Annotated in this window: 11 protein-coding genes; 3 read left to right on the forward strand and 8 right to left on the reverse strand. The window is 68.4% G+C overall.

Features of this window, described 5'->3' with window-relative positions; genetic code table 11:
• Positions 1–124: 124 nt before the first annotated feature.
• Both ABZW74_RS01965 and fadD5 read left to right on the forward strand, forming a co-directional pair.
• On the forward strand, positions 125–5,617 hold the full coding sequence (locus ABZW74_RS01965) for a carboxyl transferase domain-containing protein (protein ID WP_355273362.1): 5,493 nt from the start codon (positions 125–127) through the stop codon (positions 5,615–5,617).
• Between the two features lie 134 nt (positions 5,618–5,751).
• A complete protein-coding gene (fadD5, locus tag ABZW74_RS01970) occupies positions 5,752–7,362 on the forward strand; it encodes a fatty-acid--CoA ligase FadD5 (protein ID WP_355273365.1) in 1,611 nt (536 codons plus the stop codon).
• A 73-nt stretch (positions 7,363–7,435) separates the two neighbouring features.
• Here fadD5 and ABZW74_RS01975 read toward each other — a convergent pair whose 3' ends face one another.
• The 8 genes from ABZW74_RS01975 to ABZW74_RS02010 all read right to left on the reverse strand — a co-directional run bounded on the left by ABZW74_RS01975 (position 7,436) and on the right by ABZW74_RS02010 (position 12,449).
• On the reverse strand, positions 7,436–7,582 hold the full coding sequence (locus tag ABZW74_RS01975) for a hypothetical protein (RefSeq protein ID WP_355273393.1): 147 nt from the start codon (positions 7,580–7,582) through the stop codon (positions 7,436–7,438).
• 89 nt (positions 7,583–7,671) lie between these two features.
• Positions 7,672–8,622, reverse strand: coding sequence for a site-specific integrase (locus ABZW74_RS01980; protein WP_005195278.1), 951 nt, complete (start codon positions 8,620–8,622; stop codon positions 7,672–7,674).
• Positions 8,623–8,789: 167 nt separating this feature from the next.
• Entirely contained in the window at positions 8,790–10,169 is a 1,380-nt protein-coding gene (locus ABZW74_RS01985; protein WP_005206419.1) for a mercuric reductase, read from the reverse strand.
• A gap of 66 nt (positions 10,170–10,235) precedes the next feature.
• The gene (locus tag ABZW74_RS01990) at positions 10,236–10,781 is read right to left on the reverse strand and encodes a cytochrome C biosynthesis protein (protein ID WP_235194085.1); all 546 of its coding nucleotides are present in this window, start codon (positions 10,779–10,781) and stop codon (positions 10,236–10,238) included.
• The gene (locus tag ABZW74_RS01995; RefSeq protein ID WP_355273372.1) at positions 10,778–11,140 is read right to left on the reverse strand and encodes a hypothetical protein; all 363 of its coding nucleotides are present in this window, start codon (positions 11,138–11,140) and stop codon (positions 10,778–10,780) included. The genes ABZW74_RS01990 and ABZW74_RS01995 overlap by 4 nt, the downstream gene beginning before the upstream one ends.
• Positions 11,140–11,655 (reverse strand): hypothetical protein, encoded by a 516-nt coding sequence (locus ABZW74_RS02000; RefSeq protein WP_005180213.1) that lies wholly within the window; start codon positions 11,653–11,655, stop codon positions 11,140–11,142. Before ABZW74_RS02000 ends, ABZW74_RS01995 begins: the two co-directional genes overlap by 1 nt.
• Positions 11,656–11,742: 87 nt before the next feature.
• Entirely contained in the window at positions 11,743–12,066 is a 324-nt protein-coding gene (locus tag ABZW74_RS02005) for a hypothetical protein (protein ID WP_005180211.1), read from the reverse strand.
• Positions 12,063–12,449, reverse strand: coding sequence for a metalloregulator ArsR/SmtB family transcription factor (locus ABZW74_RS02010; RefSeq protein WP_004018626.1), 387 nt, complete (start codon positions 12,447–12,449; stop codon positions 12,063–12,065). The genes ABZW74_RS02005 and ABZW74_RS02010 overlap by 4 nt, the downstream gene beginning before the upstream one ends.
• Positions 12,450–12,571: 122 nt before the next feature.
• Here ABZW74_RS02010 and ABZW74_RS02015 point away from each other — a divergent pair.
• On the forward strand, positions 12,572–12,746 hold a 175-nt coding region (locus ABZW74_RS02015; RefSeq protein WP_355273391.1), incomplete at its 3' end, for an FAD-dependent oxidoreductase.

The following is a 12,746-nucleotide window of genomic DNA, read 5'->3' on the forward strand; positions in this document are numbered from 1 at the left end:
GTGTCCTCCCGACACACGTCGCCGGGACCGTACTCGCGCGTACGAAAAATCTTCGAAACAATCGTCCGGGTCCGCCCTCGGCGCGTGATTCGCCGACCTGACGAACGAGAGAAGGGACCCGGCCATGTTCACCCGCATCGCCATCGTGAACCGCGGTGAGTCCGCCATGCGACTGATCCATGCCGTCCGAGGATTGTCCGCGGAGACCGGTATTCCGATCGAGGTCGTCGCGCTGCACACCGACGTCGACCGCGAGGCAACCTTTGTCCGTGAGGCCGACCTCGCCTACGACCTGGGTCCCGCCGCGTCGCGGCCGTACCTCAATCTCAAGGTCCTCGAGCGCGCACTGCTCGAGTCGGGCGCGGACGCCGCGTGGGTGGGTTGGGGCTTCGTCGCCGAGGATCCACTCTTCGCAGAGCTGTGTGAACGGATCGGCGTCACCTTCGTCGGACCATCGCCCGAGGCGATGCGCAAGCTCGGTGACAAGATCGGCGCCAAGCTGATCGCCGAGGAGGTCGGCGTGCCGGTGGCGCCGTGGAGTCGTGGCGCCGTCGACACCGTCGACGAGGCCAAGGCCGCGGCCGCCGAGATCGGCTACCCCCTCATGCTCAAGGCGACCGCCGGAGGCGGCGGACGCGGCATCCGTGTGGTGACCAACGACGCCGACCTCGTCGACGCCTACGAACGCACCCGGGACGAAGCGTCACGAGCCTTCGGCAGCGGAGTCGTGTTCTTGGAACGCCTGGTCACGGGCGCGCGCCACGTCGAGGTTCAGGTCATCGCCGACGGTCAGGGCACCGCGTGGGCCCTCGGCGTGCGTGACTGCTCGGTGCAGCGTCGCAACCAGAAGATCATCGAAGAGTCGGCATCGCCGGTCCTCGCGCCCGAGCAGGTGGCCGACCTGAAGTCGTCGGCCGAGCGCCTCGCGGTGGCCGTCGGTTACCGCGGTGCCGCGACGGTGGAGTTCTTGTATCACCCGGGCGAGAAGCTGTTCGCATTCCTCGAGGTGAACACCCGTCTTCAGGTGGAGCACCCGATCACAGAGGTCACCACCGGCATCGACCTGGTGCGGGCGCAGCTGCACGTCGCCTCGGGCGGACGGCTCGAAGGCCAACCGCCCACCGAACGCGGACACGCCATCGAGGCCCGCCTCAACGCCGAGGACCCCGACCGCGACTTCGCGCCGTCACCCGGTCGCATCGCCCGCCTCGAGCTGCCCGCGGGACCCGGCATCCGGGTCGACACCGGTGTCAGCGAGGGCGACACCATCCCTGCCGACTTCGATTCGATGATCGCCAAGATCATCGCCTACGGCCGAGACCGCGACGAGGCACTCGGTCGCCTGCGCCGGGCAATGGCCGAAACGCGGGTCATCATCGAGGGCGGCGCAACCAACAAGAGCTTTGTGCTGGAGTTGCTCAATCAGCCCGCCGTCATCGACGGCAGCGCCGACACCGGCTGGATCGACCGGGTCCGCGCCGAAGGCGGACTCGTCGCACACCGGCATTCGGCGATCGCGCTGGCCGCCGCGGCCATCGACGCCTACGAGGAGGGCGAGTCGGTCGAGCGGCAGCGGTTGCTGTCCACCGCCGCCGGCGGCCGGCCGCAGGTTCAGCACGACAGTGGCGCACCACTCGATCTCAAACTCCGCGGCGTCACCTACCGCGTTCGCGTCGCCCGGATCGGCGCGCACCGCTTCCGGATCGCCATCGAGGCCGGTGCCGAAACACACACGGCCGACGTCGACCTCGAACGGTTCGACGAGCATGCGGCACAAATGGTCGTGAACCACGTGCGCTACCGCCTCGTCACCGACACCCACGGTCCCGTGCACCTGATCGACGTCGACGGTGTCACCCACCGGGTGAGCCGCGATGAAGGCGGCGTCGTCCGATCGCCCGCCCCGGCGCTCGTGGTCGCCACCCCGCTCGAAGCCGGCGCCGAGGTCGAGGCCGGTGCTCCGGTCCTCGTGCTCGAGAGCATGAAGATGGAAACCGTGCTGCGTGCTCCGGTGCGATCGCGGCTCAAGGAATGTCTGGTGTCGGTCGGCACCCAGGTCGAGACCGGTGCGACCCTGCTTCGGCTCGAACCGTTGGCCGACGACGATGACGACGAACCGGCCGAAGAGGTCAACGAGGCCGTCGACATCGCGCTGCCCGCCGAACCCACCGACGTCGAACCGCACGAACGCACCACGCGCACGCAGGAGGATCTGCGGAGTCAGCTGCTGGGCTACGACGTCGACCCGCAGGACCCGCATCGTCCCCTCGACGACTACCTCACCGTCCGCCACGCGGCGCTGGAGAGTGGCCGACGCCCCCTGGCCGACGAGTTGGAGCTGATCACGGTCTTCGCCGATCTGGCCGAGCTCAGTCAGAACCGTCCGTCGGGCCAGGACCTCGGCATCGAACACGTGCACAGCGCCCGGGAGAACTTCCACACCTATCTGCAGAGCCTCGACGTCGAGCGGGACGGACTTCCCGAGGCATTCCACAATCAGCTCGGCCGGGCGCTCGCGCACTACGGTGTCACCGAACTGGACCGGACCCCTGAGTTGGAGGCGGCGGTCTTCCGCATCTTCCTCGCCCTGCAGAACCCGGCCGACTCGGTCGCGGTGATGTCGGCGCTGCTGCGTGAGTGGCTGGCGGAGCCCACACCGCGCGACGAACTGCGCGATCGGATCGGAGGTGCCCTCGACCGGCTCGTCGCCGCCTCGCAGGTGCGTTTCCCGGCGATCGCCGACCTCGCGCGCGGCGTCGTCTACGCCTGGTACGGGCAACCGCTTCTGCGTCGCAGCCGAGCACGGGTCTACAACGACGTCCGCAAGCAGCTGCGCTACCTCGACGAGAACCCGACCACTCCGGATCGGGCCGACCGCATCGCCGAGATGGTCGGCTCGACCGAACCGTTGGTGCGCATCCTGGGCCAGCGGATCGTGCGCGGCAGCGCCGACAACTCGGTCATGCTCGAGGTCCTGACCCGCCGCTACTACGGCAACAAGGGTCTGTCGGGGATCCGCACCGAACAGTTCGGCGGCGCATCCTTCGTGATCGCCGAGCGGGACGGTTTCAACCTCGTCTCGGCCGCTGTGGACTTCGACCAGCTCGGTGACACCATCGCCGGCCTGGGCGAGCTCGCCCGAGCGACCGGACCGGTCGACGCCGACATCTACCTCAGCTGGGAGCAACAGCCCGACGATTTCGACGCGATGGCCGGCACCCTGCACGAGATCATCGCGTCCACGTCGCTACCCAACCGGGTCCATCGGGTGACGATCACGGTGGCAGGCAGCGGCGACGCTCGGATGCACCACCACATCACCTTCCGCCCATCCGCCACCGGAATGGCCGAAGAACGACTCATCCGCGGACTGCATCCCTACATCGCGCAGCGGATGCAGCTCGAGCGGCTGCACAAGTTCGACATCACCCGCCTGCCGTCCGCGGACGACGAAGAGGTGTACCTGTTCCGCTGTGTGGCCAAGGACAACCCGTCCGACGACCGTCTGATCGCCTTCGCACAGATCCGCGACCTGACCGCACTGCGCGAGAGCGATGGCCGTCTGTTGACGATCCCGTCCGCGGAGACGACGCTCGCGTCGTGCGTCGACTCGATTCGACGCGCCCAGCGCGGCGCGCGACGCACCGCGAACACCAACCGCATCGTGATGTACATCTGGCCGCCGATGGATGTCAGCGACGAGGATCTGTACACCATCGGCTCGCACATCCGCGGCATCACCTCCGGCGTCGGTCTGGAAGAAGTCCAGCTGATCGCCCGACGACGGGTTCCGGAGACGCGTGCGCTGAACAAGGTGTCGGTGCGTTTCACCGTGAAGCCGACCGGTGGCATCGATGTCACGGTCGGGGAGGCGACGTCCGATCCGATCGAGCCGGTCGACGAGTACCGGCAGAAGGTGCTCAGTGCGGCTCGCCGCAACGCCATCTACCCCTACGAGCTGGTCGGGTTGCTCGGCGACTTCGCCGAGTACGACCTCGACGCCGAGCAGCGCCTGGTGCCCGTCGAACGCCCGCGGGGCAAGAACACCGCCGCGATCGTGGCCGGCGTGATCACCACGCCAACCGAGAAGTACCAGGAAGGCGTCACCCGAGTCGTGCTCCTCGGCGACCCGACCAAGTCGCTGGGCGCGCTGTCGGAGCCCGAGTGCAGCCGTGTGATCGCGGCTCTCGACCTCGCCGAGCAGATGCAGGTTCCGCTCGAGTGGTACGCGTTGTCGTCGGGTGCCCGGATCTCGATGGATTCCGGTACCGAGAACATGGACTCGGTGGCGCGCGCGCTCAAGCGGGTGGTCGAGTTCACCCAGGCGGGTGGCGAGATCAACATCGTGGTCGCCGGTATCAACGTCGGTGCCCAGCCGTACTGGAACGCCGAGGCCACGATGCTGATGCACACCAAGGGAATCCTCGTGATGACCCCCGATTCGGCGATGGTCTTGACGGGCAAGCAGTCGCTGGACTTCTCCGGTGGTGTCTCGGCCGAGGACAACTTCGGCATCGGCGGCTACGACCGCGTGATGGGTCCCAACGGTCAGGCGCAGTACTGGGCACCGAATCTCGGTGCCGCCCGGGACATCCTGATGTCGCACTACGACCACACCTTCGTCGTGCCGGGCGAGCAGACCCCACGCCGGTCGCTCACCAGCGACCCCACCGAACGCGACATCTCCGACTATCCGCATGTGTTGGCGGGCAGCGATTTCACCAAGGTCGGCGACATCTTCGCCAGCTCGACCAACCCGGATCGCAAGAAGCCCTTCGACATCCGGACCGTGATGCGCGCCGTGGCCGACCAGGACCACGCGGTACTCGAACGCTGGGCCGGCATGGCCGACGCCGAGACCGCCGTCGTCCAGGACGTGCACATGGGCGGAATCCCGGTGTGTCTGTTGGGAATCGAGTCCAAGGAAGTGCAGCGTCGTGGCTACACACCCACGGACGGACCCGATACCTACACCGCGGGTACTCTGTTCCCGCAGTCGTCCAAGAAGGCGGCACGCGCGATCAACGTCGCCTCTGGCAACCGGCCACTCGTGGTGCTGGCCAACCTGTCGGGCTTCGACGGTTCGCCGGAGTCGTTGCGCAAGCTGCAGCTCGAGTACGGCGCGGAGATCGGTCGCGCGATCGTGAACTTCCGCGGGCCGATCGTGTTCTGCGTGATCTCGCGTTATCACGGCGGTGCCTTCGTGGTGTTCTCCAAGGCGCTCAATCCCAACATGACCGTGCTGGCGATCGAGGGCTCGTTCGCGTCGGTGCTCGGTGGCGCCCCGGCAGCCGCCGTCGTGTTCGCCGGTGAGGTCGGCAAGCGTGTGGCGGCAGATCCGCGGGTGCGCGAACTGGAGTCCCAGCTTTCGGGTGCGACCGGTGTCGACCGCTCAGAGCTCGGTGCCGAGCTCGCCGACACCCGGCAGACGGTCCGCGCGGAGAAGATCGGTGAGGTCGCTGCCGAGTTCGACGCGGTGCACAGCATCCAACGCGCGGTGGAGGTCGGGTCGGTCGACGCGGTGATCCGCGCGGCCGAGTTGCGTCCCAGGATCATCGGCGCGATCCAGAGCAGCACAGCGTGGTCGGATTCGGGAGCGCACGCCTCGATCTCCTGAGCACGCCCGATCCCCGGCGAAACCCAAGCCCGTCCACCTACTGTGTGATCGAGGACACAAGTACCTCGATCACACAGTAGGCGGGGACCGCGATGGTGCGGCACCCCGCGAGTTGGGACTAAGGGGAGATGGCAATGACCGCCACTGTCGACACGACAAGCGACCTGGTGACCGAACCGATGCGTTCGCGCCGCAACCATTGGAACAACCAGGTCCGCCGTCACGCGTTCATGACCCCCGACGCCACGGCCATCACCTACCTCGACCACGCCACCACCTGGCGCGATCTCGAACACCGGTCTCGTGCGTTCGGGGCCGCGCTGCACCGTCGCGGAGTGCGCTTCGGCGACCGTATCCTCATGGCCCTGCTCAATCGGACCGAGTACGTAGAAGCGGTGTTGGGGGCCAACCTGATCGGCGCCATCCCGGTGCCGGTGAACATCCGGATGAGTCCGGCCGAGGTCGGCTATCTCGTCACCGACAGCGGTGCCCGGGTGATCCTCACGGAGCGGTTGCTCGCGCCGCTCGCCGGCGCGGTGAGTGCGTCGACCGGCGGCATCGACAACGTCATCGTCGTCGACGGCAGCGACGATCCGGCACACCTGGACTACGAGACCATCCTCGCCGAGGATGCCTCGGACCTGCCCGAGGTCGACGTCCCCGAGGACACCGTCGCGCTCATCATGTACACCTCGGGTACCACCGGTAAACCCAAGGGCGCCATGCTGACCCATCAGAATCTGCAAGCGCAGGCCGTGACGACCATCGCGACTGCACAGCAGGGCGGTTCCGACGCCGACGTCGCCTCGATCGTGCCGCCGTTGTTCCATATCGCAGGCATCGCCGGCTTCGCGCCGGTGCTGTATCGAGGTGTGCGGGCGGTGATCCACCCCCTCGGTGCGTTCGACGCCGACACCATGCTCGACACGATGGAACGCGAGGGCACGACGTCGGTGTTCATGGTGCCGGCTCAGTGGCAGGCCATCTGTGCCGCACAAGCGGCCCGGCCCCGCGACCTCAAACTGCACACGATCAGCTGGGGTGCGGCGCCCGCATCAGACACGGTGCTCAACGCGATGAACGACACCTTCCCGCAGGCACTCAACATGACCGCGTTCGGCCAGACCGAGATGTCCCCGGTGACGTGTATCCTCGAGGGCAAGGATGCGCTGCGCAAGATCGGATCCGTCGGCAAGGTCGTGCCCGCGGTGACGGCCCGCATCGTCGACCCCATGATGAACGACGTGGCACCCGGCGAAGTCGGCGAGATCGTCTACCGCGGACCGAATCTCATGGTCGGCTACTGGCAGAATCCGCAGGCCACCGCCGACGCCTTCCGCGGAGGCTGGTTTCACTCCGGCGATCTCGTCCGTCAGGACGACGAGGGCTTCTTGTACGTGGTCGACCGCGCCAAGGACATGATCATCTCCGGTGGCGAGAACATCTACTGCGCGGAGGTGGAGAACGCCCTCTACGCCCATCCGGCGATCGCCGAGGCCGCGATCATCGGGCGCGCCGACGAGAAATGGGGCGAGGTACCGGTCGCGGTCGTCGTGCTCGCCGATGGCGTCGACGATCTGACGTTGAATGATCTCGAATCCCATCTCAACGAGAACCTCGCGCGATTCAAGCATCCGAAGGATCTGGTCATCATCGACGAGCTACCCCGCAACGCCGGCGGCAAGGTCGTCAAACCCAAGCTGCGAGATGCTTACGGCAGCAAGGACTCCGGGTTGTCCCACTGAGCGTGGACCCCGCCGGCCGAGGTGCGACGAGCGCAAGCGAGGAGCCTCGAAGACATCCCAGGGGTCCAAGTTGTCAAGCGGCTTGGTCGTTGCGGTGTGCCCAGGCGGTGGTTTCGTCGTAGGGTTTCCCGGTTTTGAGGCAGCCGTGCAGGATGCCGATGAGCCGGTTGGCCAGGACGCGGAGCGCTTGGGAATGAGATTTCTTGTTGGCTCTGTGCATGTCGGGGTCACGGTAGTAATGGCGCAAAAAACAACGAAGTTCGCGTAGTGCCTGGTCAGCGGGTAGACGGACGCTCTTGTTGGTGGCCGCTATCGGTGGCTGCGGTCGGGGCCGATGAGGCTGGTGATGCCGCGCATGGCTGCCGGTGAGGGTTTGAAGTAGCGGCGTAGGTTCTCGGGTTTGCGGTGGCGGGACTTGGCCATCAGCTCCACCAGGCTGGCACCGGCCTCGCCGAGATGCGTCAGGCCGGAATGCCGAAGTTCGTGCAGATCCCAACCGGTGCCGGGCCCATTCGTCGCGGTGGCGGCATCCAGCACGGCGCGGGCCTGGCCGTAGGACAGCCGGGCCAGCCCGGTGTCGGGGCAGATGTCCCGGTCGGCGGCGGCCTTTCCGGGGCCCGGTCGGCGGTGGGTGACGAACAGCGGTCCGCGGGTGCGGCCCTTGGTGAGGCGTGGCAGGAGCCGGGCGGTGCCCGCGTCCCAGTACACGAGCTCGTGCGCGTACTCGTGGTAGGTGGCACCGCGGCGGCGGGTGCGGGGCTTGGCGCCCTTGGACTTCACCGGGCAACACCGCCCGGCCAGATCGAGGTCCTCGATGTTGACCTGGAGCAGTTCCTCGGTGCGGGCGCAGGTTTCGTAGAGCATCCGCCACAGCGTCTTCTCCCGGAGGTCGATGTCGCGGCGGGCGATGAGCCGGTCGATCGCGGTGCGCGAGTGCACCGGGGTGGTGGAGTCCGGTGGAGTGGAGCGTTTCACCCAGGCCGGGACCGCCGGGGCGGTGTGGCCGTGCTCGCGGCACCACGCCAGCCACGACGCGACCGCGGCGCGGCGGGCGTTCCAGGTGTTGACTGCTGAGGAGCCCCACAGGGTTTCGAGGGTTTCACCGATCTCATCGTCGGCGACGTCGGCCAGCCGCCGGGTCTCGCCGAGCGTGGCGGTGGTCTTGTCGACGGCGATGCCGTAGGCGCGGCGGGTGTTCGGGGAGCCGATCGAGTCGAGGAAGCTGTCGCCGGCGGCGCGGACGGTGATCCCGGACGGCACGGTGGTACCTCCCTCACTGGGCTTGCCGCAGATAACAGGTCCGCGTCGCGCACCGCCGGAGCGGAGTCGGCGCAGGCCGGATGTCATGATGCTACAGATAACAGGGTGTTATCCGTGGCAGTCGGAAAATGGCCTCACCCGAGTACCGGGCGATGCTCATGGGGTGTCTATGCGCCGATTTCGCGGTGGACGCCGCCGGCGGCGGTGTTGACCGCTTCGGCGAGGGTGGGGTGGATGTGGATGGCTTGGGCGAGTTGGGTGTAGGTGGCGCCGGTGGTCATGGCGATGACGGCCTCGTGAACGAGGTTCCCGCCGTCGGGTCCGGCGATGTGGCAGCCGAGGATACGGTCGGTGGCGGCGTCGGCGACGAATTTGACCAGGCCGCGGGTGTTGCCGATGGCGCGGGCTTTCACGACGCCGGTGAAGTCCTGGCGCCCGACGACGACGTCGTAGCCGGCGGCGCGGGCGGCAGGTTCGGTGAGCCCGACGGCGCCGACTTCGGGGTCGGTGAACACCGCGTGAGGCACGATGCGCCCGGTTGTGGTGCGGTCCTGGCTTCGGAATATGGTGCGGTAGACGATGTCGGCGTCGTCGCGGGCGGTGTGGGTGAACATGGGCCCGCCGCGCAGATCGCCGAGCGCCCAAACATTTTCGGCGTCGGTGCGCAGGGAGGCGTCGACGGTGAGGAAGCCCTGTGGGTCGGGTTCGAGACCGAGGTACTCGAGGCCGAGATTGTCGCTGTTGGGGGTGCGTCCTGTCGCGATCAGCAGGTGGCTGCCGGTGATGTCGTCGGCTTCGCTGCCGGTGCAGCCGAGCCGGATGTTCCCGGTGGTGCCGGTGGCCGCGGTGCAGGTGGTGCCGGTGAGCACGGTGATGCCGTCGGCGGTCATGCCCTCTCTGACGGCGGCGGAGATGTCGGGGTCCTCGCCGGGCAGCAGCCGGTCGGCGCGTTGGATGAGGGTGACCTCGGAGCCGAATCGCCGGAACATTTGGGCGAACTCGCAGCCGACGTAGCCTCCGCCGACGACGAGCAGATGTGAGGGCAGGTCGGTGAGGTCCAGCAGGGTGCGGGAAGTGAAGTAGGGGACGGTGTCGAGGCCGTCGATGGCGGGGATGGTGCTGCGGGTGCCGGTGACCAGCAAGATCCGGTCGGCGGTCAGGTCGGTGCCGTCGACGGTGAGTGTGCGGGGTGCGGTGAAATGTCCTGTGGCGTGGTAGAAGTCGAGGTCCGTTGATTTCTCGACGGTGCGGTAGGAGCCCGCGCGGATGGAGTCGACGATGGTGTTCTTGCGGTCGACCACGGCGGCCAAATCGACGGTGACCGGTCCGGGTAGGCGGACCCCGAATTCGGCGGCGCGGCGCGCCTGGTGCGCCACGGCGGCGGAGGCGATCATGGTCTTGGTGGGGATGCAGCCGCGGTTGAGGCAGGTCCCGCCGAGCAGTTCTTTCTCCACGAACGCGACGCGGCCGTGCCGGGCCGCGCGCAGCGCGAGCGGCAGGCCGGCCATGCCGCCGCCGAGTACCAGGGTGTCGTAGCGTTCGCTCATGTGCTCGGTGCCTTTCCTCGATCGAATCGCTCTGGAAGGGGTACGGCAGTCGACCGGTCGGCGCGGTCAGCGCGCGTGTTTCTCCTCGATTGTGGCGGGTGCGGGGGCGCAGCAGTCGTTGTCGGGGGTGGCGTCGCGGTGTCGGGCCCGGGTGTTGCGGGCAACGACGGTGGCGGCAAGCGTGGCGGCCACGGCCGCCACGGCGAGAATGATGACCGTGCCGGTGTGGTTTTGAATCCAGATGCTCACCGCGGCGGACCAGGCGGTGGAGCCCATCGCGGCACCACCGGTACTGCCGATAGCGGCGGGCCACCAATACCAGACGAGGTAGGCGCCGGTAGCGACGAGCACGACGGCGGTGATGCGGGTGCCGTGGCGGGCGAGCACCGCGAGGTAGCGGGTGGCAGCGGTGCCCGCCGCGGCGGTGGCGAGGCTGACCAGCAGCAAGACCGTCGCGGCCCCGGCGGCGTAGACGGCGAACACCACCAGCAGCGCTGCCCATCCGGCGGTGGCCTGGGCTTGGGCGATCACGGCGAGCAGCACCCCGAAGGTGCACGACAGCGACGCGGCCGCATAGCCGGCACCGGCGGCCACCATACCGGTGGTGGTCATCGATGCGCGGGGCGGGCGCTGAGCGCGGCGGGGCAGGCGCAGGCCAAGGCCACGGCCGGTGAGCATGACCAGCCCGAGCACCGCCAGCGCCGCGCCGACGGCCAGGCCGAGGCGGGGGCCGCGGCGATGAGCGCGCGGGCGCCGGCGCTGCCGGCCAGGCCCGCCGCGGCGAGGGTGCCCGCGAATCCGAGGGTGAGCGCGGTCCCGGCGCGCAGGGCGCGCGCCATGCGGACCGGGAACGCGTCGGTGGTGGTGTCGCCGAGGGTGTGGGTGATCCAGGCGGGCAGCAGCGCGAATCCGCACGGGTTGACCGGGGCGAGCATCCCGGCGGTGAACGCCAGCGCCAGCAGTCCGCCCATCACGCCGCTCCCGCGTCGCGCAGTGCGGTGGTGATCTGGTCGGCGGACGGGTCGGTGGCGCGGTAGGTGACCTTGCCCGCCGGATCGACCACGACCAGCGTCGAGAGCGACGCCACCGAGAGTCGTGTGGTGAGGGTGGCGCCGGTGTCGATCACGGCGGGCAGCGCCTGGGTGCCGGTGAAGTCCTGGAACCCGGCCACCGTCTGCGCGGATTCACCCGGATCCATGTCGACCAGCACGAACGACGCCTTGTCGCCGAGTTGTCCGGCCGCCTGCGCCACCGATTTCGCGCCGCCCACGCATTCGCCGCAGCCGACGGAGAAGAAGAACAACGCGGTCGGCTTGTCACCGGGCACGCTGATGGAGGTGCCGGTGACGGTGTCGACCTGCACCGGCGCCACCGGATCCTGCGCCGTCGTGTCGGTCGAGGTGCACCCGGTGAGGGCCAGGGCTGCGGACAGCGCCAGCGCGGCGGCGGCGAGGGCGGGGCGGCGAAAGCGTGGCAGAGTGGCCATTCGAGGACAGTGGCCTTTCGTGCGGGGGGCGAGGGAGTGTCAGCGCGGTCTCGCGACCGCTCATCGGGGTGTCAGAGTTCGAGACGGTCATGCCGGGGTTTCCGTCCGGTCGCGGTCGGCCGGAGCCGACCGAGGGGATCCGGGTCGGGGCGGACAACACCCCGTGGCCTTACGGGCGCGGCGCCGCAGGGTGTAGCCGACGGCGGCGGCCACGACCAGCACGCCTGCGGCAAGCAGCCACGGGCTGGTCAAGACACCGCCGAGACCGGCGAGCACGCCGCCGGCGATCAGGGCGGGACCGGCGCAGCAGGCGACCATCACCAGCACGCCACCGGCCACTGCGAGCAGACCACCGAACCCGCCCGAGTCGTTGTCGGGTGTGTTCATCGCCTTGTTGTCGGGTGTGTTCATCGCCGCCCACTACCGTCCGCGGCGGGGATGCGCGGGCAGCAGCCCAGCGCGGCGGAGTTGTCGGCCGCCAGCGACCGCGCCAGCATCACCAGGTCAGCTACCCGCGGATCACCCACGGAGTACCGCAGTTTCTTCCCGTCGCGGCGCGCGAGGACATACCCGCAGTCGGCCAGGCAGGACAGGTGTACCGACACCCGGGGCTGCGAGATGCCGGCGTGTTCGACGCAGTCGGCGGAGGTGCGCTCCCCGGCGAGGATGAATTCGAGGAGCTTGAGCCGGGTCGGATCCGACAGGGCGCGAAAAAACTTCGCCGTCGTATCCAGATGCGTACACGCCGACTCGGCACCGGGCACGGTGACAGTGGCGGTGGTGGACCGGGCCATGGGATCGCCTCCACGAGACTTGAACTATTCGGATAAACGCATAATATGGTTCCGGTAGATATTCGTCAACACGAATAGCAGCCGTTGTCGGTTCAGCGGTTGCCCGACCAGGAGGCACCCTCGTGACCTTGACAGATTCCCGCGCCGATCTGGCGATCATCGGTTCCGGCTCGGCGGCGTTCGCCGCCGCCATCGCCGCGGTCAACCTCGGCAAACGGGTGGTGATGGTGGAGCGCGGGACGGTCGGGGGCACGTGCGTGAACGTCGGGTGTGTGCCCTCGAAGGCGCTGCTGGCCG

Origin of the sequence: Gordonia sp. NPDC003585, assembly GCF_040610755.1 — a bacterium.
In the GTDB taxonomy this organism is placed as follows: Bacteria; Actinomycetota; Actinomycetes; order Mycobacteriales; family Mycobacteriaceae; genus Gordonia.

What these genes read in the sequence shown, in the direction of transcription:
- ABZW74_RS02005 (WP_005180211.1), bottom strand. Translation starts at nt 12,066, where the DNA reads ATGAACACACCCGACAACAAGGCGATGAACACACCCGACAACGACTCG.
- fadD5 (WP_355273365.1), top strand. Translation starts at nt 5,752, where the DNA reads ATGACCGCCACTGTCGACACGACAAGCGACCTGGTGACCGAACCGATG.
- ABZW74_RS01985 (WP_005206419.1), bottom strand. Translation starts at nt 10,169, where the DNA reads ATGAGCGAACGCTACGACACCCTGGTACTCGGCGGCGGCATGGCCGGC.
- ABZW74_RS02000 (WP_005180213.1), bottom strand. Translation starts at nt 11,655, where the DNA reads ATGGCCACTCTGCCACGCTTTCGCCGCCCCGCCCTCGCCGCCGCCGCG.
- ABZW74_RS01965 (WP_355273362.1), top strand. Translation starts at nt 125, where the DNA reads ATGTTCACCCGCATCGCCATCGTGAACCGCGGTGAGTCCGCCATGCGA.
- ABZW74_RS01975 (WP_355273393.1), bottom strand. Translation starts at nt 7,582, where the DNA reads ATGCACAGAGCCAACAAGAAATCTCATTCCCAAGCGCTCCGCGTCCTG.
- ABZW74_RS01990 (WP_235194085.1), bottom strand. Translation starts at nt 10,781, where the DNA reads ATGACCACCACCGGTATGGTGGCCGCCGGTGCCGGCTATGCGGCCGCG.
- ABZW74_RS02010 (WP_004018626.1), bottom strand. Translation starts at nt 12,449, where the DNA reads ATGGCCCGGTCCACCACCGCCACTGTCACCGTGCCCGGTGCCGAGTCG.
- ABZW74_RS01995 (WP_355273372.1), bottom strand. Translation starts at nt 11,140, where the DNA reads ATGGGCGGACTGCTGGCGCTGGCGTTCACCGCCGGGATGCTCGCCCCG.